18 protein-coding genes and 1 rRNA gene are annotated in these 21,237 nt (G+C 73.4%); 5 read left to right on the forward strand and 14 right to left on the reverse strand.

All coding sequences use genetic code 11. The annotated features are described in order from the left end of the window. Positions 1 to 70: 70 nt before the first annotated feature. Positions 71 to 1,720: a CTP synthase gene (locus ACFC8N_RS21685; RefSeq protein ID WP_071382327.1), complete on the reverse strand. Its 1,650-nt coding sequence runs from the start codon at positions 1,718 to 1,720 to the stop codon at positions 71 to 73. 610 nt (positions 1,721 to 2,330) lie between these two features. On the opposite strand from ACFC8N_RS21685, the gene ACFC8N_RS21690 reads away from it, so the two are divergent. From ACFC8N_RS21690 to ACFC8N_RS21700, 3 genes are all read left to right on the forward strand, one after another. After that, positions 2,331 to 4,133: a glycoside hydrolase family 15 protein gene (locus ACFC8N_RS21690; RefSeq protein ID WP_356022698.1), complete on the forward strand. Its 1,803-nt coding sequence runs from the start codon at positions 2,331 to 2,333 to the stop codon at positions 4,131 to 4,133. Between the two features lie 76 nt (positions 4,134 to 4,209). Then, positions 4,210 to 5,541 (forward strand): FAD-binding oxidoreductase, encoded by a 1,332-nt coding sequence (locus ACFC8N_RS21695; protein ID WP_376289115.1) that lies wholly within the window; start codon positions 4,210 to 4,212, stop codon positions 5,539 to 5,541. 56 nt (positions 5,542 to 5,597) lie between these two features. Then, positions 5,598 to 7,244: a PucR family transcriptional regulator gene (locus ACFC8N_RS21700; RefSeq protein ID WP_376289117.1), complete on the forward strand. Its 1,647-nt coding sequence runs from the start codon at positions 5,598 to 5,600 to the stop codon at positions 7,242 to 7,244. 10 nt (positions 7,245 to 7,254) lie between these two features. Here the strand turns inward: ACFC8N_RS21700 and ACFC8N_RS21705 are convergent, their stop codons facing one another. The 6 genes from ACFC8N_RS21705 to ACFC8N_RS21730 all read right to left on the reverse strand — a co-directional run bounded on the left by ACFC8N_RS21705 (position 7,255) and on the right by ACFC8N_RS21730 (position 13,278). Beyond that, positions 7,255 to 8,391: a glycosyltransferase family 4 protein gene (locus ACFC8N_RS21705; protein ID WP_356022647.1), complete on the reverse strand. Its 1,137-nt coding sequence runs from the start codon at positions 8,389 to 8,391 to the stop codon at positions 7,255 to 7,257. Between the two features lie 292 nt (positions 8,392 to 8,683). Further along, positions 8,684 to 9,457: a hypothetical protein gene (locus tag ACFC8N_RS21710; protein WP_356022650.1), complete on the reverse strand. Its 774-nt coding sequence runs from the start codon at positions 9,455 to 9,457 to the stop codon at positions 8,684 to 8,686. Next, on the reverse strand, positions 9,454 to 11,196 hold the full coding sequence (gene recN / locus ACFC8N_RS21715; protein ID WP_376289119.1) for a DNA repair protein RecN: 1,743 nt from the start codon (positions 11,194 to 11,196) through the stop codon (positions 9,454 to 9,456). Before recN ends, ACFC8N_RS21710 begins: the two co-directional genes overlap by 4 nt. A 39-nt stretch (positions 11,197 to 11,235) precedes the next feature. Next, on the reverse strand, positions 11,236 to 12,153 hold the full coding sequence (locus ACFC8N_RS21720; protein WP_071382332.1) for an NAD kinase: 918 nt from the start codon (positions 12,151 to 12,153) through the stop codon (positions 11,236 to 11,238). Further along, complete coding sequence (locus tag ACFC8N_RS21725; RefSeq protein WP_356022655.1) at positions 12,150 to 12,965, reverse strand: TlyA family RNA methyltransferase; 816 nt, start codon at positions 12,963 to 12,965, stop codon at positions 12,150 to 12,152. Before ACFC8N_RS21725 ends, ACFC8N_RS21720 begins: the two co-directional genes overlap by 4 nt. Before the next feature lie 34 nt (positions 12,966 to 12,999). After that, a complete protein-coding gene (locus tag ACFC8N_RS21730; protein ID WP_362819331.1) occupies positions 13,000 to 13,278 on the reverse strand; it encodes a hypothetical protein in 279 nt (92 codons plus the stop codon). A 42-nt stretch (positions 13,279 to 13,320) separates the two neighbouring features. On the opposite strand from ACFC8N_RS21730, the gene ACFC8N_RS21735 reads away from it, so the two are divergent. Next, on the forward strand, positions 13,321 to 13,668 hold the full coding sequence (locus ACFC8N_RS21735; RefSeq protein ID WP_356022660.1) for an SCP2 sterol-binding domain-containing protein: 348 nt from the start codon (positions 13,321 to 13,323) through the stop codon (positions 13,666 to 13,668). Between the two features lie 6 nt (positions 13,669 to 13,674). On the opposite strand, the gene ACFC8N_RS21740 is transcribed toward ACFC8N_RS21735, so the two are convergent. Genes ACFC8N_RS21740 through ACFC8N_RS21755 form a run of 4 tightly spaced genes read right to left on the reverse strand, consistent with a single transcriptional unit; the run spans position 13,675 to position 17,675 of the window. After that, positions 13,675 to 14,514 carry an ABC transporter ATP-binding protein gene (locus ACFC8N_RS21740; RefSeq protein WP_376289122.1) on the reverse strand — a complete coding sequence of 280 codons (840 nt, stop codon included), beginning with the start codon at positions 14,512 to 14,514 and terminating at the stop codon, positions 13,675 to 13,677. Continuing rightward, a complete protein-coding gene (locus tag ACFC8N_RS21745; RefSeq protein ID WP_376289124.1) occupies positions 14,511 to 15,557 on the reverse strand; it encodes a FecCD family ABC transporter permease in 1,047 nt (348 codons plus the stop codon). Before ACFC8N_RS21745 ends, ACFC8N_RS21740 begins: the two co-directional genes overlap by 4 nt. Further along, entirely contained in the window at positions 15,554 to 16,597 is a 1,044-nt protein-coding gene (locus tag ACFC8N_RS21750) for an iron chelate uptake ABC transporter family permease subunit (RefSeq protein ID WP_356022667.1), read from the reverse strand. The genes ACFC8N_RS21745 and ACFC8N_RS21750 overlap by 4 nt, the downstream gene beginning before the upstream one ends. Before the next feature lie 49 nt (positions 16,598 to 16,646). Further along, the gene (locus ACFC8N_RS21755) at positions 16,647 to 17,675 is read right to left on the reverse strand and encodes an HAD-IIA family hydrolase (protein ID WP_376289126.1); all 1,029 of its coding nucleotides are present in this window, start codon (positions 17,673 to 17,675) and stop codon (positions 16,647 to 16,649) included. Between the two features lie 73 nt (positions 17,676 to 17,748). On the opposite strand from ACFC8N_RS21755, the gene ACFC8N_RS21760 reads away from it, so the two are divergent. Next, complete coding sequence (locus ACFC8N_RS21760; RefSeq protein WP_376289128.1) at positions 17,749 to 19,032, forward strand: DUF1015 domain-containing protein; 1,284 nt, start codon at positions 17,749 to 17,751, stop codon at positions 19,030 to 19,032. Positions 19,033 to 19,142: 110 nt separating this feature from the next. On the opposite strand, the gene ACFC8N_RS21765 is transcribed toward ACFC8N_RS21760, so the two are convergent. The 3 genes from ACFC8N_RS21765 to rrf all read right to left on the reverse strand — a co-directional run. Further along, positions 19,143 to 19,919: a hypothetical protein gene (locus tag ACFC8N_RS21765; protein WP_356022699.1), complete on the reverse strand. Its 777-nt coding sequence runs from the start codon at positions 19,917 to 19,919 to the stop codon at positions 19,143 to 19,145. Next, positions 19,811 to 20,995 (reverse strand): hypothetical protein, encoded by a 1,185-nt coding sequence (locus tag ACFC8N_RS21770; protein WP_376289140.1) that lies wholly within the window; start codon positions 20,993 to 20,995, stop codon positions 19,811 to 19,813. The genes ACFC8N_RS21765 and ACFC8N_RS21770 overlap by 109 nt, the downstream gene beginning before the upstream one ends. 150 nt (positions 20,996 to 21,145) lie before the next feature. Continuing rightward, positions 21,146 to 21,237, reverse strand: a 5S ribosomal RNA gene (rrf, locus tag ACFC8N_RS21775); the annotation flags it as partial.

Below are 21,237 nucleotides of genomic sequence, written 5' to 3' on the forward strand. Positions count from 1 at the left end.
CCACATGCGCCGGCGGCCGGGGCGCGAGCGTGCTGGACACACGCGCCCCGGCCACCGTACAGCTCCTGTGCTACTTCGCGATCTTCCGCTCGACCGCGGCCTTCACCAGCCCGGCGAAGAGCGGGTGCGGGCGGGTCGGCCGGGACCGCAGCTCCGGGTGCGCCTGGGTGGCGACCAGGTAGGGGTGCGCGTCACGGGGGTACTCGACGTACTCGACGAGCTTGCCGTCCGGCGACGTGCCGGAGAACAGGATCCCGGCCTTCTTCTCCAGTTCCGCGCGGTAGGCGTTGTTGACCTCGTAGCGGTGGCGGTGGCGCTCCTCGACGTACTCCTTGCCGTCGTAGACCTCGCGCACGATGGAGCCCTCGGCCAGCTTGGCCGGGTACATGCCGAGCCGCATGGTGCCGCCCATGTCGCCCTCGCCGGCGACGATGTCCATCTGCTCGGCCATGGTGGAGATGACCGGGTGGGCGGTGGCGGGGTCGAACTCGGTGGAGTTGGCGTCGGGGATGTCGGCCAGGTTGCGGGCGGCCTCGATCACGATGCACTGCAGGCCCAGGCACAGGCCGAGCAGCGGGATCCTGTTCTCGCGGGCGAACCTGATCGCGCCGACCTTGCCGAGCACACCGCGGTCGCCGAAGCCGCCGGGGATGCAGATGCCGTCGACGTCTCCGAGCTGGGCCTTGGCGCCGGCCGGGGTCTTGCAGTCGTCGGAGGTGACCCACTTGATCTTCACGCGGGCCTTGTTGGCGAAGCCGCCGGCGCGCAGGGCCTCGGTGACCGACAGATAGGCGTCGGGCAGGTCGATGTACTTGCCGACCAGGGCGAGGGTGATCTCGTGGTCGGGGTTGTGGACGCGGTCCAGCAGGTCGTCCCAGGTCGTCCAGTCCACGTCACGGAAGGGCAGGTCGAGCTTGCGCACGACGTAGGCGTCCAGGCCCTCGGTGTGCACGACCTTCGGGATGTCGTAGATGGAGCGGGCGTCGGGGCAGGCCACGACGGCGGCCTCGTCCACGTCGCACATCAGGGAGATCTTGCGCTTGATGGCGGTGGGGACCTCGCGGTCGCAGCGCAGCACGATCGCGTCGGGCTGGATGCCGATGTTGCGCAGCGCGGCCACGGAGTGCTGGGTGGGCTTGGTCTTCAGCTCGCCCGAGGGGCCGATGTAGGGCAGCAGCGAGATGTGGACCACGAAGACGTTGTCGCGGCCGACCTCGTGGCGGACCTGGCGGACGGTCTCCAGGAAGGGCAGGGACTCGATGTCGCCGACGGTGCCGCCGACCTCGGTGATGACGACGTCGACCTCGTCCGTCGCCATGCGCCGGATGCGGTGCTTGATCTCGTTGGTGATGTGCGGGATGACCTGCACGGTGTCACCGAGGTACTCGCCGCGGCGCTCCTTGGCGATCACGGTGGAGTAGACCTGGCCTGTAGTGACGTTGGCGGTGCCGTCCAAGTCACGGTCCAGGAACCGCTCGTAGTGTCCGATGTCGAGGTCGGTCTCGGCACCGTCGTTGGTGACGAAGACCTCACCGTGCTGGAAGGGGTTCATCGTGCCCGGATCGACGTTCAGATACGGATCCAGCTTCTGCATCACGACGCGCAGCCCGCGGGCCTTGAGCAGCATGCCCAGGCTGGAGGCGGTGAGGCCCTTGCCGAGCGAGGAGGCGACACCCCCGGTGACGAAGATGTGCTTGGTCGTCGTGGATTTCGGCGGCATGGCCAAGAGGGGGCTCCCGTGGTCGCTGGCTTTCGTGCGGTGCGGCTGCCGGGCCCGGACATCGCTGTGCTTCCGGGTGGGGGCGCCGCCGCTGCGGTTCGGGGGAGCCCGTCTGTCTTCCTTCGGGTCCCACCGGTCCACGGGCTACCAGGGTATCAGCGCCCGGAGGAGATGGCTTCCGGCCACGCTCCGCACCGGCGCGGACACGGCCCGGCCCGCCGCGGGTGCCCGCACGGGGCCGGCCGACGGGTCTCCACCACGTCCGCCACACGTGTCACCACAAAAACGTGCCGGTCACATCGTCATCACCCGCTGCTCACTCGTTCGGCCCACACGGGTTGCCCGGAGCGGCACGCAGATCATCTGGCTGCGTCGTATCCTGCTCGGACATTCGCTGCCGAGCCAGGCCGGAACGACGGCACACCCCCGCCGATATCCACCGGAACAACGAGCGCGCGGCAGTTCGTTGAGCAAGGACTGTCGTTTTGCCTCAGGGCTCGGCGGGCTGCTTTGCTTCACCGCTCAACGACGCACAACAACGACCCCTTGACCGCATCAGCGACAGCCCCCTGCGCGGGGGCGTGACGTGGCCGTTCGACTGGAGTTGCACGTGGCCGGGCGCATCGAAGACTACGCACTCATCGGAGACATGCAGACCGCGGCACTGGTCTGCCGGGACGGCACGGTGGACTGGCTGTGCCTGCCCCGCTTCGACTCGCATGCCATCTTCGCCGGCCTGCTGGGCACCGAGGAGCACGGCTTCTGGCGGCTCGGCCCGGCGCACGCGGCCGACGCGACGCCGCCGGTCGCCGCCCGGCGCGGCTACCGCGGCGACTCGCTGATCCTGGAGTCCGAGTGGGACACCCCGCGGGGCACCGTGCGCGTGACCGACTTCATGCCGCCGCGTGACGGCGCGCCGCAGCTGATCCGGATCGTCGAGGGCGTCACCGGCCGGGTGCCGATGCGCTCCGCCCTGCGGATGCGGTTCTCCTACGGCCGGGTGGTGCCCTGGGTGCACAGGAACGAGGGCCGTACGGTGGCCGTCGCGGGCCCGGACTCGGTGTGGTTCGACACCGAGGCGGAGACCTACGGAAAGTCGCTGACGACGTACGCCGACTTCACGGTCGCCCCCGGTGACCGGATCGCCTTCACCATCTCGTGGCAGCCCTCGCACCGGGAGCCGCCGCCGCTGCCGGAGCCGGAGACGTCGCTGGAGGCGGCGGAGGAGTTCTGGCGCGAGTGGGTGGACCACTGCACGTACCACGGGCCGTACCGCGAAGCGGTGATCCGCTCCCTGATCACGCTGAAGGCGCTGACGTACGCCCCGACCGGCGGCATCGTCGCGGCCCCGACGACCTCCCTGCCCGAGGACATCGGCGGCGTGCGCAACTGGGACTACCGCTACACCTGGCTGCGCGACGCCGCGATCACCCTGTCGTCGCTGCTGCGCACCGGCTACCGCGAGGAGGCCCGCGCCTGGCGCGAGTGGCTGCTGCGCGCGGTCGCGGGCGACCCGGAGAACCTGCAGATCATGTACGGCATCGCCGGTGAGCGCGAGCTCGGCGAGGCCGAGCTGGACTGGCTGCCCGGCTACGAGAAGTCCGCCCCGGTCCGGGTCGGCAACGGCGCGGCGCACCAGCTCCAGCTGGACGTGTACGGCGAGGTCACCGAGGCCCTGCACCTGGCCCACATGACGGGTCTGGCCCGCAACGACTACGCCTCGCTGCTCCAGCTGAAGCTCATCCGCTACCTGGAGGACCACTGGCAGGAGCCGGACGAGGGCATCTGGGAGGTGCGCGGCCCGCGCCGGCACTTCGTGCACTCCAAGGTGATGGCCTGGGTCGCCGTCGACCGCACGATCAAGCTGATCGAGTCCGGCGACGCGGACGGCCCGCTGGAGCGCTGGAAGGAACTGCGCGACGACATCCACCGGGACGTGTGCGAGAAGGGCTACGACAAGGAGCGCAACACCTTCACGCAGTCCTACGGCTCCCAGGAGCTGGACGCCTCGCTGCTGCTGATCCCGCAGATGGGCTTCCTGCCGCCGGACGACAAGCGGGTGATCGGCACGATCGAGGCGATCCAGCGCGAGCTGTCCACCCCGGACGGGTTCATCCTGCGCTACCCGACCTCGGGCGGCGACGAGGGCGTCGACGGCCTGCCCGGCGACGAGGGCGCCTTCCTGGCCTGCTCGTTCTGGATGGCCGACGACCTGGCGATGATCGGCCGCGTCGACGAGGCCCGCAAGCTGTTCGAGAAGCTCCTCGCGCTGCGCAACGACCTCGGCCTGCTCGCCGAGGAGTGGGACCCGCGCCTGCAGCGCCAGGTCGGCAACTTCCCGCAGGCCTTCAGCCACGTGCCGCTGATCGACACGGCACTGCGGTTGACGGCTTCGGGGGCGTACGGAGGCTGAGCGCGACCCGGTGACCGGCCCCGCCTAGGCTGAAAACCGAACGCATCCCCCCTTTCCGGAAAGGGGGCGGTCGGCCATGGCTTCCCTCTCGAAGGCGCGGGCGGCCCTGGCCGTGCTGCGCGAGGATCTGGCCGGCGACGTGTTCGCCCCGGGGGATCCCGGTTACGACGGGGCCCGGGCCGTCTTCGACGCACGGATCGACCGGCGCCCGGCCGTGATCGCGCGGTGCGCGGACACGGCCGACGTCGTCCGCGCGGTGCGCTTCGCACGCGATCTGGACCTGCGCATCGCGGTGCGCGGCGGCGGGCACGGCCTGGCGGGCGGCCCGGTCGACGGGGCGCTCCTGGTGGATCTGAGCCGGATGCGCACGGTCACCGTCGACCCGGCGGACGAGGCGGTCCGGGTCGCGGGCGGGGCCACGACGCGCGACCTGGACCGGGCGAGCCGGCCCCACGGACTCATGGCCACGGGGTGCCATGTGCCGGGTGCCGGAGTCGCCGGCTTCGTCCTCGGCGGCGGTACCGGCCGCCTGGACCGTGCCTTCGGCCTGGCCGTCGACGACCTCATCGCGGTGGAGCTGGTGACGGCCGACGCCGAGCGGGTGCACGCGAGCGCGGACGAGAACCCCGAGCTGTTCTGGGCGCTGCACGGCGGGGGCGGCGGTTTCGGCGTGGCGACGGCGCTCACGCTGGAGCTGCACGAACTGCCGCGGTACGCGGTCGCGCTGCTGCGGTACCCGCCGCAGGCCGGCCCGGACGTGGTCCGCGCCTTCCGCGAGGTCATCCGTACCGGTCCGGACGAGGTGGGCGGAGCCGTGCTGTACCTGACCGGTGCGCGGGCGCGGTCCGCGCCGGGGTGCTGCGCCCTGCTGACGTACGTGGGCGGCGAGAGCGGCCTGCGTGAGCTCGCCGGGCCGCTGCTCGCGCTGCCGCACGAGACGGAGCCGGACGCCCTGCCCTACCCGCCGTGGGGAATGCGCGCCCACTGGTCGGCGCAGTGCCTGGACGCGCTGCCCGACGCGGCGGTGGACGCCTTCTGCGCCCGCGCGGCGGACCTGCCGGTGCCGGGCGCGCACCGGCTCGCGCTCGTCCCGCTCGGCGGCGCGATCGCCGCCGGCCCGCGCACCTACCCGGTGCCGTACCGGGACGCGTCCTGGCTGCTGCACCCCTTCGCCGGCTGGGCGGACCCGGCCGACGACGAGCGTGCGACGGCCTGGGTGCGGGACGCGTGCGCCGACGTACGGCCCTGGAGCACCGGTGCGGTCTGCCTCGGCCTCGTCGGCGACGAGGGCCCCGAGCGGCTGCGGGCGGGCCTCGGCGCCGGGAACCTGCTGCGGCTGGAGAAGGTGAAGCGGCGCTACGACCCGGACAACGTCTTCCGCTTCGGCCACACTGTCGAACCGGTGTGACCCGAAGCCGTCCCGAAGCTGTCCCGAAGGGCGTTCGCGCAGGTAGCGTCCGCTGCATGGACAGCCGCACCGACCACCGACTCGACACCCAGGGCGCCGGGATCACCGTGCAGCGGGCCCTGGAGCTGCCCGGCCTGCGCAGCGGACTGCCCGAGATCCTGGCGGGTGCCGACCGGCTGGGGCGCCCGGTGCGCTGGGTGCACGCGGGCGAGGTGCCGAACATCGCCTCGCTGCTCAAGGGCGGCGAGCTGCTCCTCACCACCGGCTACGGCCTCGGCACCCGCCCGGCCGAGCAGCGGGCGTTCGTGCGCACCCTCGCCGAGCGCGGGATCGCCGCCCTGGTGGTGGAGCTGGGCCCGCGCTTCACACGGCTGCCCGCCGCGCTGGTGGACACCGCGCGGACCGCCGGGCTGCCGCTGGTCCAGCTGCACCGCGAGGTGCCGTTCGTGACGGTGACAGAGGAGATCCACACCGAGATCGTCAACGGCCACTACGCGCTGCTCCAGCGGGCCGAGGAGGTGCACCGGCGCTGTACCGAGGCGCTGCTCGGCGGTGGCGGGGTGCCGCAGGTGCTGGGCATCCTGGCCGGCTTCGGCGGCAACCCGGTGTTCCTGGAGACGCCCGACGGGCGGCTGCTGTACGCCGCCGGGGAGGGGCCCGAGGGCGCGGATCCGCTCCAGGTGTGGGAGGGGCTGCGCGGCCCGCACAAGGACGCGCCGCCGCCCGCCGGTTCGGTGCTGGTGGACGTGCCCGGCGGCGGACCGGGGACGGCGGGTTCCGTCCGCGCCCGCCTGGTGCTGCTGCCGGTGTGCTCGCCGCTGGCTCCGGTGCACCGGATGGCCGCCGAGCGGGCCGCGGGCATCCTGGCCGTGGTGCTGATGCAGGCCCGGCAGGAGGAGGAGCTGGCGGCGCGGGGGCGCGGTGACTTCCTCACCGATCTCGCCGAGGGCCGGATCTCGGCGCAGGACGCCCCGGCGCAGGCCCGGGTGCTCGGCTTCAAGCCCGGCGAGAGCCCGCTGCTGCCCGTGGTGATGCGGATCGGCGACTCCCTTTCCCCGGGCGGGGGTTGGGCGGTGCTGGCGCGGGCGGTGTCCGAGGAACTGGCGGCGGTGGGGGTGCCGGTGCTGCTGGGGGTACGGCCGGTGGAGGGCCGGGTGCTGGTGCTGCTGGGCCTGCGCGCGGAGCCGGAGCGGGCCGCGGTCGCGGACCGGGTGGCGGCGGCCCTCCGGGCGGGGGTGGAGCGGGCCGGGATGCGGCGGCCGGGCTCGCCGCCGCCGGTCGTGGTCGTCGCCGCGGCGGGCGGCTGGGCGGCCGCCTCGGCGGGACTGCGGCACGCGGCGGAGACGGCGACGGCCGCGCAGGGCCTGACCGACCGGCCCTGGTACGACGCCCGGCGCCTGGACATCGACCTGCTGCTGTGGCGGCTGCGCGACCACCCGGACCTCGCCGCGTTCGTGGACCGCGCGATCGGCCCGCTGCGCGAGCACGACCGCCGTTCCAGGCCGCCGCTGCTGCCGACCCTGGAGACGTATCTGGCGCACGCCGGCCGCAAGGCGGAGACGGCCCGCGAACTGCATCTGAACCGGCAGACCCTCTACAACCGCCTCGCCCGCATCGGGGAGTTGCTGGGCACCGACCTCGACGACCCGCAGACGGTACTGGCGTTGAGCCTCGCGCTGCGTGCGCGCCGCCACGTGCCCTAGCGGGCCCCGCTCAGGCCAGCGGCCGGGGCTGCGTCAACTCGTCGTAGACACTGAGCACTTGGGCGACCGTCTCGTCCTCGGTCGGCCAGCCGGCGGTCTGCCGCACCCCCGCCTCGCGCAGCTCCTGGCAGCGCTCGGGGTCATCGAGGAGGCGTACGACGGTGTCGGCGAGCGCCTCCGCGTCGCCGTACGGGACGAGGGCGGCCGCGTCGCCGACGAGGTCGGGGATGCCGCCGACCCGGGTCGCGACGAGGGGCACGCGCGCGTACAGCGCCTCCTGGGCGAGGACCGAGCGCGACTCCCAACTGCTCGTCAGGAGCGTCAGATCGGCGGCGGCGAGCAGTTCGGGCACGTCCTCGCGGCGGCCGATGAGCCGCACGGGCAGCTCCTCGTCCTCGATCCGGCGCGCCAGGTGCGGGCGCAGCGGCCCCTCCCCCGCGATCACGACCAGCGGGGTGGGGTCCAGGTCCCGCCAGGCGCGGGCGGCGTCGAGCAGGACGTCGTAGCCGCGGTGGCGGTCGAGGGAGCCGACGGCGATGAGCAACGGGCCCGATCCGGCGCCGAGTTCGGCGCGGATCTTCGCCCGCAGCCGGTCGGGGTCGTCGCGGTCGACGGGCGTGCGCTGTCCGGGCAGGCCGACGGCGGCCAGCCGGGCGTCCCGCGCCCCGGTCCGCCGGGCCCGCTCCACCAGGTCGGAGCTGGTGCCGAGGACCACGGTCGCGGTGCGGACCACGCGCCGCTCCAGCACCTTCAGCAGTTGGGACCGCGGCCCTTCCGCGCGGGCCCGGTCGTGCCAGGTGACCACGAGCGGGGTGCGCCGGCCGCTGAGCGCGAGCACGGTCCGGAAGGAGGCGTGCAGTCCGTGCGCGTGCACCAGGTCGGCGCCCGAGCAGGCCGCCCGGAGCGCGGCCACGGAGACGGGGTCGCTGCTGCGCGGCACGTGCACGTGCTCGGCACCGGCGCCGGTGAAGTCGTAGGCGCGGTCGGCCTCGACAGGGGCGCACACGGTGACCCGCACGCCCCGTGCCACGAGCCCCGCGGCCAGGGAGCGCACATGGGCGCTGCTGCCGGCGTTGCCTCCGCCCAGCACCTGCACGGTGCGCAGCGTCGACTGACCGTGCGGCGCGTTGCTGCTCAGGGGGCTCACGTGGCCGAGGCTCCTGGTTCGACGTGGGCGGTCACGAGGAAACGTACAGAAAGTAGCGGGCGCAAGGGAGCGGAAGGACATACCCCGCGCGCCTCCCGCGCGGGCCCGTCCGGGCCGCCGCCCGCCCCCGTTCTCCGCCAAGCATGCCAGGGCGTAGGGCCGTTGCGGGAAACCCGGGCGGGCGCACGCTGCCGCGGGCCGGGGCAATGCGCCGGCGCACGTCACCCACACGGGTGAAGGAATGCCTGGCGCGGGCGAACGACGCGCGCCCCCGTCCGCCGAGGTCAGACGGTCACAGCGAGCCCGCCGCGGCGGTCACCCGATCGCCGTACGCCGCGGCGGCCACGACCGCGATGGCGTGCGCGAGCAGTCCCGCGCGCCGGTTGCCCGCCGCGATGGCCGCCCCCAGCGTGGCACCGAGGGCGTGCGCCCCCGTGTCACCGAGCATCGCGCGCTCCCCCAGGTCCTCCGGGAGCACGGCAGCGGCTGCGCCCATCGCGGCGGCCGACAACTCGGCCCCAGGCCCGGTGCGCAGCAGCCCGGGCGCGCCGAGCGCGAGCACGGCGCAGGCGGCCCGCCCGGGCCGTACGTCGACGAGATTGACGAAGTGTGCCGTACCGGCGATCACGATGCCGGCGAGCAGCTTGTCCAGCGCCCGCTCCTTCAGCAGCGCGCCGGCGGCCAGCCCGGCGGCCGAGATCCCGAACAGCTTCACGGCCCCGCTGGTGACCTCGCCGTTCCGCAGCGCGCCGAGGTGCGCGCGGAAGCCGCGCCGGGTGTCCCCGGAGAGGTGAGCGGCGACATCGTCGTAGGCCCCGCAGGCGCCGGCGGCGAGTACGGCGGCCCCGGCGGCCGGGTGCACACGGGCGGCGGCGAGCGCCGTACCGACGGCCGAGGCGGGCCCGGCGTACAGCTCGACGGTCCGCCCGGCGTGGTTCTTCCGCTCCCAACGCGCGCGCGTGCCCGGCGCGCCCAGGCGCAGGGCGGCCGTGCCGGCGCGGGTGACGGCGGCGGCGAGCGCGCCGGAGCCCGCCAGGGCGGTGAAGGTGGCCGTCCGGCCGCTCACGCGTCCGCCCGGGCCGTCGCCAGCAGTTCCTCGGCGTGGGCGCGGGCCGTCTCGGAGTCCTCCTGGCCGGCCAGCATCCGGGACAGCTCCCGGACCCGCTCCTCGCCCTCCAGCACCTTCACGCCGGACCGGGTGACCGAGCCGTCGTTGGTCTTCTCGACCAGCAACTGCCGGTCGGCGAAGGCGGCGACCTGGGGCAGGTGGGTGACCACGACGACCTGCGCGGTCTTCGCGAGCTTCGCCAGGCGCCGCCCGATCTCGACCGCGGCCTTGCCGCCGACACCCGCGTCGACCTCGTCGAAGAGGTACGTCGGCACGGGGTCGGTACCCGCGAAGACGACCTCGACGGCGAGCATCACCCGGGACAGCTCACCGCCGGAGGCGCCCTTGGCGATGGGCCGCGGCGGGGCGCCGGGGTGCGGGGCGAGCAGCAGCTCGACCTCGTCCGCGCCCGAGGGGCCGCAGACGACCGTACGGCCGCCGACCTCGACGCCGTCCGGGTCCTCGGTCTGCCGGATGTCGAAGGACACGCGCGCGTGGGGCATCGCCAGCGAGGCCAGCTCGGTGGTCACGGCGGCGGCGAACCGCGCGGCGGCCTCCGTGCGCGCGTCCGTCAACGCCTGTGCGAGGCCGCCCAGTTCGGTGCGGAGCGCGTCCCGCTCGGCGGTCAGCTCCCCGATCCGCTCGTCGTCGCCGTCCAGCTCGGTCAGCCGGGCGGCGCTCCGCTCGGCCCACGCCAGCACCGCGTTGACGTCGTCGCCGTACTTGCGCGTCAACGCCGTCAGCGCGGCCCTGCGCTCCTCCACCGCCGCCAGCCGCAGCGGATCGGCGTCGAGGTCGTCGGCGTACCCGGCCAGTTCGCCGGCGACGTCGCCGAGCAGGATCCCGATCTCCCCGATCCGGCCGGCCAGCGCGGCCAGCGCCGCGTCGTGGGACCGGACGGCCTCCAGGGCCCGGTGGGCGCCCGCCACGAGCGTCGAGGCGTCGATCCCCTCGGGGTCCTCCGGGTTGCCCGCGAGAGCGGCGTGCGCGGCCGTCGCGGCGGACGACAGCGCCTCGGCGTGCCCCAGCCGCTCGGCCTCCTCGGCCAGTTCGACGTCCTCCCCGGCCCGCGGTTCGACCCCGGCGATCTCGTCGAGGCCGTAGCGCAGCATGTCGGCCTCCTGCGCCCGCTCACGCGCGCGCGTGGTGATCTCCTCCAGCTCGGCGGAGACCGCCCGCAGCCGCCGGTAGGCCTCGGCGTACTTCGCCAGCGGCACGGCGACGGCGTCGCCCGCGTACCGGTCCAGGGCCTGCCGCTGCCGGGTCAGCTTCAGCAGGCCCTGCTGGTCGGTCTGCCCGTGCACGGCCACCAGCTCGTCGGCCAGGTCGGCAAGCAGCCCGACGGGCACGCTGCGGCCGCCCACGTGCGCGCGTGAGCGGCCCTCGGCGGAGACGGTACGGCTGATCAGGAGCGCGCCGTCGTCCAGCTCGGCACCGGCCTCCTCGGCGCGTACGACGACGGGCGCGCCCGCGGGGACGGTGATCCGCCCCTCCACGACCGCCTTCCCGGCGCCGATCCGCACGAGCGCCGGATCCGCCCGGCCACCGAGCAGCAGCCCCAGGCTGGTGACCACCATGGTCTTGCCCGCACCCGTCTCACCGGTGACCGCGGTGAACCCCGGCGACAACTCGACGACGGCATCGTCGATGACCCCGAGCGACCGTATCCGCATCTCCTCCAACACGGAACAGACCATACGAGGTCCGGGGCGGGGAGTGCACACAGGCCGCCCCTCTCACTCCGTCGAGTGGTGCGGAGCCCCTCGCCATCCCGTGGTCGGCAGCGCGAACTTCGCGACCAACCGGTCCGTGAACGACGAATGGTGCAACCGGGCCAGCCGCACCGGCACCGCCCCCCGCCGCACCTCCACCCGCGCACCGGGCGGCAGCTCGACGGTCCGCCGCCCGTCGCACCACAGGACACCCGGCGGGATGTGCGGCAGCACCTCCACCGCGAGCACGGAGTCCGGCGAGGTCACGAGCGGCTTGGCGAACAGCGCGTGCGCGCTGATCGGCACCATCAGCAGCGCCTCCACCTCGGGCCACACCACGGGCCCGCCGGCCGAGAAGGCGTACGCGGTGGATCCGGTCGGGGTCGACAGCACGACACCGTCGCACCCGAACCCCGTCACCGGCCGCCCGTCGATCTCCAGCACGACTTCCAGCAGCTTCTCGGCGCCGGCCTTCTGCACGGCCGCCTCGTTCAGCGCCCAGTCGGTGTGCACGATGTCCCCGTTGCGGTGCACGACGACGTCGACGGTCATCCGCTCCTCGACCTCGTACGACCGCGCCACCACCCGGTCGACCACCCGGTCGAGGTCGTCCCGCTCGGCCTCCGCGAGGAATCCCACCCGCCCGAGGTTGACGCCGAGCATCGGCACGCCGGACGCGCGGGCGAACTCGGCGCCCCGCAGCAGGGTGCCGTCACCGCCGAGGACGATCAGCAGCTCGCACCCGTCGAGGCAGTCCGGTGTCGCCTCCTTGACCAGCTCCACCTCTTCGGGGAGCGGCAGGTCGCACGCCTCCTCCTCCAGCACCCGCACCCCGATGTCATGCCGGAGCAGGCCCTTGACGACGAGTTCCGCACTGCGGATCGCCGCGGGCCGCCCGGTGTGGGCGAGCAGGAAAACAGTACGCGCCAGGTTCTGTGTCAACGCGGCCCCTCCGCCACTGCACGGTCGACGTCGGCCGGGTCCAGGCGGGGGGCGCCGGACCGCAGCCAGAGAAAGTACTCGACGTTGCCCGAGGGGCCCGGCAGCGGACTCGCGGTGACACCACGCACCCCGAGCCCCAGCTCCCAGGCCTTCTCGGCCACCCCGCGCACGGCCTCCGCCCGCAGCTGCGGACTCCGTACGACACCCCCGCTGCCGAGCCGTTCCTTCCCCACTTCGAACTGCGGCTTGACCATCATCACCAGGTCGGCGTCCGGCTTCACACACCGCTTGAGGGCCGGCAGCACCAGCCCGAGCGGGATGAAGGACAGATCGCCCACGACAAGATCCACAGCTTCCCCATCGATCGCGTCGAGCGTCAACTCCCTTACGTTCGTACGGTCCTTGACGGTGACGCGTTCATCGTTCTGGAGAGACCAGGCGAGCTGTCCGTAGCCGACGTCCACGGCGACGACGTGCGCGGCGCCCGCACGCAGCAGCACGTCGGTGAAGCCGCCGGTGGACGCGCCGGCGTCCAGCGCGCGCCGGCCCTCGACGACGAGCCCCAGCGGCACGAAGGCCGCCAGCGCGCCCGCGAGCTTGTGGCCGCCCCGGGAGACGTAGTCGGGGTCGCTGTCGTCGCTCTGCACGACGATCGCCGCGGCCGTCTCCACCTGCGTGGCCGGCTTGGTCGCCACGGTCTTGCCGACGGTGACCCGCCCGGCGGTGATCAGCTGGCTGGCGTGCTCGCGCGAGCGCGCGAGCTTCCGCCGGACCAGCTCCGCGTCCAGACGACGGCGTGCGACTCCTGCCACGTTCGGTTCAGCTCCTGCTTTTGTCTGCTTTTGTCTACGGCCGTGGGGGCACCTGAGGTACCGGGCGGGCGTCGAGCGCGGTGAGCGCGTCGCGCAGCCCCCGATGTACATCCTCGTACACCTCGACGTGTCCGTCGGTGGCGAGGTGGTCGGTGTCGGCGAGCCGGTCGAGCTGGGCGTCGACCTCGGCGTTGCCGGTGGGGGTGCGCGGGACGTTCAGCGGGGCGGGCGCGGCGGGGTCGTACTCCTGCGCCGCGTCCTCCGCCTCCGGCGCGTCCGCCGGGATCTCCGTCTCCGGAACCGAGTCGTTCATGCCCCGACGCTACCCCGAACCGCTGGTATACCGTCGGGGACGATGGCCACGATCGAGGCGTGCCGCGCCGCACTGGGAAAGCTTTCGGACAACATGCAGGGCGCCGAAGGCGACGTCCGGGCGGCCGCCGCCCTGGACCGCTCGGTGAGCTGCCACATCACCGACCTGGACGTCACCTTCACCGGCCGGCTGACCGGCGGCCGGATCGAGGTGGACGACACCCACCCCGGTCCGCCGCGGGAGAAGGCGCAGATCAGGCTCGCCATGGCCGGGGACGACCTGGTGGACCTGGTGAGCGGCGAGCTGAACTTCGCGACCGCCTGGGGCACCGGCCGGGTGCGGCTGGAGGCGAGCCTGCTGGACCTGTTCCGGCTCAGAAAGCTGCTGTGACCGTCCTCAGGACGCCGCCGCGGCCCTGGCCTTGCGCGCGGCCGGCACCACCAGCGGGGTCCCGGTCTCGGGGTCGTCGATGATCTGGCAGCGCAGCCCGAAGACCTCCTCGACCAGTTCGGCCGTGACGATGTCGTTCGGGGCACCCTCGGCGACGACCGTGCCGCCGCGCAGCGCGATCAGATGGGTGGCGTAGCGGGCCGCGTGGTTGAGGTCGTGCAGGACGGCGACGAGGGTGCGGCCCTGGGTCTCGTGCAGCTCGGCGCACAGGTCGAGGACGTCGATCTGGTGCTGGATGTCGAGGTAGGTGGTCGGCTCGTCCAGGAGCAGCAGCGGGGTCTGCTGGGCCAGCGCCATGGCGATCCACACCCGCTGGCGCTGCCCGCCGGAGAGCTCGTCGACGTACCGGTCGGCGAGCTCCGCGACCCCGGTCTGCCGCATGGACTCCCGCACGACCCGCTCGTCCTCCGTCGACCACTGGCGCAGCAGCCCCTGGTGCGGGTAGCGGCCGCGGCCGACGAGGTCGGCGACGGTGATGCCGTCGGGCGCGATGGACGACTGCGGCAGCAGGCCGAGGGTGCGGGCCACCTTCTTCGCCGGCATCGACTGGATGACCTGCCCGTCGAGCAGCACCCGGCCCGCACTGGGCTTGAGCATCCGCGACAGCGCCCGCAACAGTGTCGACTTGCCGCACGCGTTCGGGCCGACGATCACCGTGAAGGAGTTGTCGGGGATCTCCACCGACAACTGCTCGGCGATGACGCGCTGTTCGTAGGCAAGGGTGACGTTCTCGGCGGACAGGCGGTTCACAGTGCTCCCAGGGGTGTTCGTGTGCGTGCCGCTCATATCCGGCCCGCCCTGCGCTCGGTGACCAGCAGCCAGAGCAGATAGCCGCCGCCGAGGACGCCGGTGACCACGCCGACGGGCAGCTGGTCGGCGCCGAAGGCGCGCTGCGAGGCCCAGTCGGCGGCGACCAGCAGGGCGGCGCCCATGCACAGGGAGGGCACGAGGTTCGGGCCCGGCGAGCGGGTCAGGCGCCGGGCGAGCTGCGGCGCGGTGAGCGCGACGAAGGCGACGGGTCCGGCGGCGGCCGTGGCGGCGGCGGTGAGCAGCACGCTGGAGACCATCAGCACCAGCCGGACGCGCTGCACGCGCACCCCGAGGGCGCACGCGACGTCGTCGCCCATCTCCATCATCCGCAGGCCGCGCGCGTTCGCGAGCACGACCGGGACGAGGACGGCGCACAGGGCGAGCAGCGGCCAGACCTGGTCCCAGTCACGGCCGTTGAGGGAGCCGGTCATCCACACGACCGCGCGGGCCGCGTCGACGATGTCGGCCTTGGTGAGCAGATAGCCGTTGATCGCGGTGGCGACAGCGGAGATGCCGATACCGACCAGGACCAGCCGGTATCCGTGCACGCCCTGCTTCCAGGCGAGCAGATAGATGGCGCATCCGGTCGCCAGACCGCCGATCAGCGCGCCGAGGGTGACCTGGGCGGCGGTGCCGGACATCAGCACGATGACGACCAGCGCGCCGGCCGTGGAGCCCTGCGACAGACCGAGGACGTCGGGGCTGCCGAGGGGGTTGCGGGAGACGGACTGGAAGAGGGCGCCGCCGAGGCCGAGCGAGGCACCGACCAGCAGGCCGACCAGGACCCGCGGCAGCCGCAACTCGTTGACGATGAAGTCCTGGTAGGCGGTGCCGTTCCCGGCGAGGGTCCTCAGCACGTCGGCCGCCGGGATCTTCGCGTCGCCGGTGCCGATCAGCAGCACGCCCGCGGCACCGGCGGCCACCAGCAGGATGACGACGACGAGCACGGCCCGCACGTCCAGGCGCAGCGAGAGCCCGCCGGGCGTGCGCAGGGCCCGGTTCACGGTTGGGGTCTTCACAGCTGGGCCGTCCTCCGCCGTCGTACGAGAAAGATGAAGACCGGCCCGCCGATGAGCGCGGTGACGATGCCGACCTGGAGTTCCGAGGGGCGGGCCACGACCCGGCCGATCACGTCGGCGCCGAGCAGCAGCACGGGCGACAGGACCGTGGCGTACGGCAGGATCCAGCGCAGGTCGGGGCCGGTGAAGGAGCGCACGACGTGCGGCACCATCAGGCCGACGAACACGATCGGACCGCAGGCGGCGGTCGCGGCACCGCACAGCACGGTGGCGGCCAGCATGGCGAGCGCGCGGGTGCGGCCCAGGTGGGCGCCGAGGGCACGGGCGGTGTCGTCGCCCATGGCCACGGCGTTCAGCGGCCGGGCCAGCCCGAGCGCCAGCAGCGTGCCGGCCGCGAGGAACGGCAGCACCTGCACGATGGTCGCGTTCGTGGCCGAGGCCAGCGAACCCACCGTCCAGAAGCGCATCTTGCCCAGCGCCGCGTCGTCCGTGATCATCACGGCCTGGAGATAGCCGTAGAGGGCCGCGCTGACGGCCGTACCGGCGAGGGCCAGGCGGACCGGGGTGGCGCCGCGGCTGCCGCCGAGGAACCACACCAGCGCGCCGACCGCCGCGGCGCCGAGGAAGGCGAACCACACATAGCCGGTGAGGCTGGTGACGCCGAGACAGGTGATGGCGGTGACGACGGCCGCGGAGGCACCCGCGTTGATCCCGAGCAGCCCGGGATCGGCCAGCGGATTGCGGGTGAGCGCCTGGAGCACGGCACCTGACAGACCGAGCGCGGCCCCGGCGAGCAGCCCGAGCACCGTGCGCGAGATCCGCTCGTCCACGACGACATCGCCGTACGTGCCCGTGTCGTGGAACAGGCCGTGCCAGACCTGGTCCGGCGACAGTGCTTTCGCCCCGATCGCGATGCTCGCCAGAGCGACGAGCATCAGGACCACGACGGAGAGCAGGAGCCCAAGGGCCCGTACCGCCTTGCGACTTGGGGGCGCGGGGGCGGTCTCCGCGCGCTGTTCCGGAGGACTGTCGACCAACACGAGGTTAGGTTAGCCTACCCTCGCTCCCGATCTCGATCCCCGGGGTCCCTCACAGTCCGAGCCGCGCCAGCGCCTTCCCCCCGTCCAGCTCGCAGGAGCCCTCCCCGGCCGCCGTCCAGGCCGCCGCGCACAGCGCCCGCAGCCCGTCCAGCGCCTCGCCGTCGCCCTCCAGCTCCAGCCGGTCCGACCCTGCCGCCGCCGTCCAGCCGCCGCAGCGGAAACCCTCGCCCGCCGCCGTGACCTCCGGCTGACCGGTGAGCAGCCCGCGCAGATCGGCGTCCACGTACGTCGGCCGGTGCTGCGGCGGCGCGGACAGCAGCCGGGCCCCGTCGGTGACACCGGTCAGCACCAGCAGCGAGTCCACCCCGCCGTTGAACGCGCCCTCGATGTCCGTGTCCAGCCGGTCCCCGACCACCAGCGGCCGCCGCGCTCCGGTACGGATGATCGTCTCCTTGTGCATCGGCGGCAGCGGCTTGCCCGCCACCTGCGGCTCCTTGCCCGTCGCGATCCGCACGACCTCCACCGCCGCCCCGTTGCCCGGCGCGATGCCCCGCCCGCTCGGGATCGTCAGGTCCGTGTTGGACGCGAACCACGGCACCCCGCGCGCCACCGCGTACGACGCCTCCGCGAACCGCCCCCAGGTCAGCTCCGGCCCGCCGAAGCCCTGCACCACGGCCGCCGGATCGTCGTCCGCCGACTCCACCGGATTCAGCCCCCGCTCGCGCAGCGCCACCCGCAGCCCCTCACCGCCGACGACCAGCACCCGCGCCCCCGCCGGCACCTGCTCGCTGATCAGCCGCGCCACGGCCTGCGCGGACGTGATGACGTCGTCCGCCCCCGTCGGTATGCCCAGCTCCGTGAGGTGCTCCGCCACCGCGTCCGGCGTGCGCAGCGCGTTGTTCGTGACGTACGCCAGATGCATCCCGCCCGTCCGCGCCACCGCCAGCGAGTCGACGGCGTGCGCGATCGCGTTCCCGCCCGCGTACACCACCCCGTCCAGATCGAGCAGCGCCGTGTCGTACGCCTCGCTCAGGGGCTGCCCACTGCCCTCGAGCCTCGTCCTGACCGCCTGGCTCATTCCACATCGCTCCTCGTTCGATCGCCTTTCCCCCGATCATCCCGCACGCCACTGACACACGTACGATGCCGGGATGAATACCGCAGGTCACTCGGAAGCGAAGGCGCGCCGAGGCCTGGAACTCACGCCGTTCCGAGGCCTTCGCTACGACCCCGAACGGGTCGGCAGCCTCGCCTCCGTCACGTCCCCGCCGTACGACGTGGTCGTCCGGCCCGACGGGGTACACCACCTCCAGTCCGCCGACCCGCACAACATCGTCCGGCTGATCCTGCCCGAGGCCGGCACCCCGAGCGCCCGCACCGAACAGGCGGCAGACACCCTGCGCCGCTGGCTCGCCGAGGGCATCCTCACCACGGATCCGGAACCCGGCCTGTACGTCTACGAGCAGAGAGACGGCGACGGCCTGCTCCAGCGCGGTGTCATCGGCGCGCTGCGGATCTCGGAGCCGTCCGAGGGCGTGGTGCTGCCGCACGAGGACGTCATGCCGCCCGTCGTCGCCGACCGCGCGGACCTGATGCGCGCCACGCGCGCGAACCTGGAACCGCTCCTGCTGACCTACCGCGGCAACGGCACGACCGCCGAGGTCATCGAGCGCACGGCGCAGCGGCCCCCGCTGCTCTCCACGACCACCGAGGACGGCTTCCACCACCGCCTGTGGTCGCTCACCGACCCCGCCGAGCTGACCCTGGTCCAGGACGACCTCGCCCGGCACCAGGCCCTGATCGCCGACGGTCACCACCGCTGGGCCACCTACCGGCTGCTCCGCGCGGAGCAGCCCTCCCCCAGCGCCTGGGACTACGGCCTGGTCCTCCTCGTCGACACCGCCCGCTACCCGCTGCGCGTGCGCGCCATCCACCGCCTGCTGCACGGCCTGCCGGTCGCGGACGCGCTGGCCGCCGTGGAAGGCCTGTTCCGGGTGCGGCACCTCGACGCCCCGCTGGCCGAGGCCCTGGACGTACTCGCGGACGCGACCTGCACGGGCAACGCCTTCCTGCTGGCTGGCGACGGGGCCTTCCACCTGCTCGACCGCCCGGACCCGGACCTGCTGGCCCGCACGGTCCCGGCCGACCGCCCGGCCGCCTGGCGCTCCCTGGACGCCACCGTCCTGCACGCCACGCTCCTCGACCACGTCTGGCACATCCCCGAGGACTCCCCCGCCCACATCGCCTACATCCACGACACGGCCGCGACGGTCGCCAAGGCGGAACGCGACGGCGGTACGGCCGTCCTGATGCACCCCGTCCGCGAGGAGGTCGTACGCGACCTGGCCCGCCAGGGTGTCACCATGCCGCGCAAGTCGACGTCCTTCGGCCCGAAACCGGCGACGGGGCTGGTCCTGCGGGCCCTGGAGACCTGAGCAGGCAGCACGTCCGAGGACGACCGCCGAGGACGACCACAACACGAAAGAGGGCAGGCCCCCGCCGGGGGCCTGCCCTCTTTTCAGTGACGGACGTCAGTCAACGGACGTCAGTCCTTGTCAGCGGCCTCGTCGGTGTCCTCCTCGTCGGCGTCCTCGCCGTGGTTCTCCCCGGGCTCCGAGGCCTTCGCGGCCTCGCCGTCGCTCTCGTCGAGGGCGTCGACGAACTCCACGCCGTCCAGCTCGGCGAGCCGGTCCGAGGCGTCCGTGCTGCCGTCCCGGTCGGCCTCGACGGCCTTGGCGAACCACTCACGCGCCTCGCCGTCCCGGCCGGCGGCCAGCAGGGCGTCGGCGTAGGCATAGCGCAGCCGGGCGGTCCACGCCTGCACCGAGTTGGAGGCCAGCTCGGGGCTCTGGAGGGTCACGATGGCCGCGTCCAGCTGGCCCATGTCACGCCGGGCACCGGCCGCGACCAGGCGCATCTCGACCTGACCGGCCTTGTCCAGCTTGTGCACCTCGGGAGCACCGGCCATGTCCAGCGCCTTCTCCGGCCGCCCGAGCCCACGCTCGCAGTCGGCCATCACCGGCCACAGCTCCACGGTGCCGGTCATCCGTCGGGCAGCCCGGAACTCGGCCAGGGCCTCGCTGTACTTCTGGTTCGCGTACGCGGCGAACCCGGCGGCCTCGCGTACGGCGGCCACGCGGGACGCCAGGCGCAGGGCCACCTTGGAGTAGCCGTAGGCGCCCTCGGGGTCCTCGTCGATGAGGCGGGCGACCATCACCAGGTTCCTGGCGACGTCCTCGGCGAGCGTCTTGGGCAGGCTCTGGAGCTCCTGCCGGACGTCCTTGTCGATCTCGTCACCGGTGACGTCCTCCGGGATGGGCAGCCGCTTGATCGGCTCCCGGTCGCGCTCCCGCTCGTCACGGAAGCGGCCGCCGCCGCGGCTGTCGTCGCGGCGGCCGTAACCGCCCCGGTCGTCACGGCGGTCATCACGACGATCGTCACGGCGGAAGCCACCGGGCCGACCACCGCGGTCGTCCCGACGGGGCCCACGGGCACCACGGTCGTCCCGCCCCCGGAACCCGCCGCGCTCACCGCGCTCACCGCGGTTGTCGTCACGCCGGCCGTAACCGCCGCGGTCGTCGTCGCGGCGGAAGGCCGGACGGTCGCCGCCACGGTCGTCACGGCGGAAACCACCACGGTCACCACCACGGTCGTCACGGCGGAAACCACCACGGTCACCGCCACGGTCGTCACGGCGGTGATCGTCCCGACGCGGCCCACGGTCCCGGTCGTCCCGCTGGAACGCCGGACGCGCACCCCGGTCGCCCTCACGACGGTCATCCCTACGACCGCCGTAACCACCACGATCACCACGGTCACCACGCTCGCCGTAACCACCACGACGATCATCACGCCGGTCATCACGCCGGTCATCGCGGCGGAAGCCACCACGCTCGCGATCGCCGGAGTAGCCACCACCGCGGTTGTCGTCACGCCGGCCGTAACCGCCGCGGTCGTCGCCACGCCGGTCGTCACGGCGGTCGTCGCGGCGCCCGTAGCCACCACGGTCGTCGTCGCGGCGGAAGGCCGGACGGTCGCCGCCACGGTCGTCACGGCGGAAACCACCACGGTCACCACCACGGTCACCGCCACGGTCGTCACGGCGGTGATCGTCCCGACGCGGCCCACGGTCCCGGTCGTCCCGCTGGAACGCCGGACGCGCACCCCGGTCGCCCTCACGACGGTCATCCCTACGACCGCCGTAACCACCACGGTCACCACGCTCGCCGTAACCACCACGACGATCATCACGCCGGTCGTCACGCCGGTCATCGCGGCGGAAGCCACCACGGTTGTCGTCGCGCCGGCCGTAGCCACCCCGGTCATCACGACGGTCGCTACCACGGCGGTCGTTGTCACGGCGGTCCCCGCGGTAGCCGCCACGATCACCGCGGTCACCACTGTCCCGTCGCCGCTGGTCGCGCTCCGGTCGGTCGTCGGGCGAGTTGGTGGACATGGTGACTCCTGTCTTCGGTACCGCAAGCATTGTAAAAACAAAAGGACCCCTGGTCCCAGCTGAACGCTGGGACCAGGGGTCCTCCAAAGATTGTTCGGCGGCGTCCTACTCTCCCACAGGGTCCCCCCTGCAGTACCATCGGCGCTGTGAGGCTTAGCTTCCGGGTTCGGAATGTAACCGGGCG

It is taken from the genome of Streptomyces sp. NPDC055966 (genome assembly GCF_042269865.1).
Taxonomy (GTDB): Bacteria; Actinomycetota; Actinomycetes; order Streptomycetales; family Streptomycetaceae; genus Streptomyces.

Excerpts from the sequence above, each read along its gene's own strand:
- ACFC8N_RS21735 (WP_356022660.1), top strand. The coding sequence starts at position 13,321 with ATGGCCACGATCGAGGCGTGCCGCGCCGCACTGGGAAAGCTTTCGGAC.
- ACFC8N_RS21695 (WP_376289115.1), top strand. The coding sequence starts at position 4,210 with ATGGCTTCCCTCTCGAAGGCGCGGGCGGCCCTGGCCGTGCTGCGCGAG.
- ACFC8N_RS21760 (WP_376289128.1), top strand. The coding sequence starts at position 17,749 with ATGAATACCGCAGGTCACTCGGAAGCGAAGGCGCGCCGAGGCCTGGAA.
- ACFC8N_RS21755 (WP_376289126.1), bottom strand. The coding sequence starts at position 17,675 with ATGAGCCAGGCGGTCAGGACGAGGCTCGAGGGCAGTGGGCAGCCCCTG.
- ACFC8N_RS21700 (WP_376289117.1), top strand. The coding sequence starts at position 5,598 with ATGGACAGCCGCACCGACCACCGACTCGACACCCAGGGCGCCGGGATC.
- ACFC8N_RS21685 (WP_071382327.1), bottom strand. The coding sequence starts at position 1,720 with ATGCCGCCGAAATCCACGACGACCAAGCACATCTTCGTCACCGGGGGT.
- ACFC8N_RS21740 (WP_376289122.1), bottom strand. The coding sequence starts at position 14,514 with ATGAGCGGCACGCACACGAACACCCCTGGGAGCACTGTGAACCGCCTG.
- ACFC8N_RS21730 (WP_362819331.1), bottom strand. The coding sequence starts at position 13,278 with ATGAACGACTCGGTTCCGGAGACGGAGATCCCGGCGGACGCGCCGGAG.
- recN (WP_376289119.1), bottom strand. The coding sequence starts at position 11,196 with ATGGTCTGTTCCGTGTTGGAGGAGATGCGGATACGGTCGCTCGGGGTC.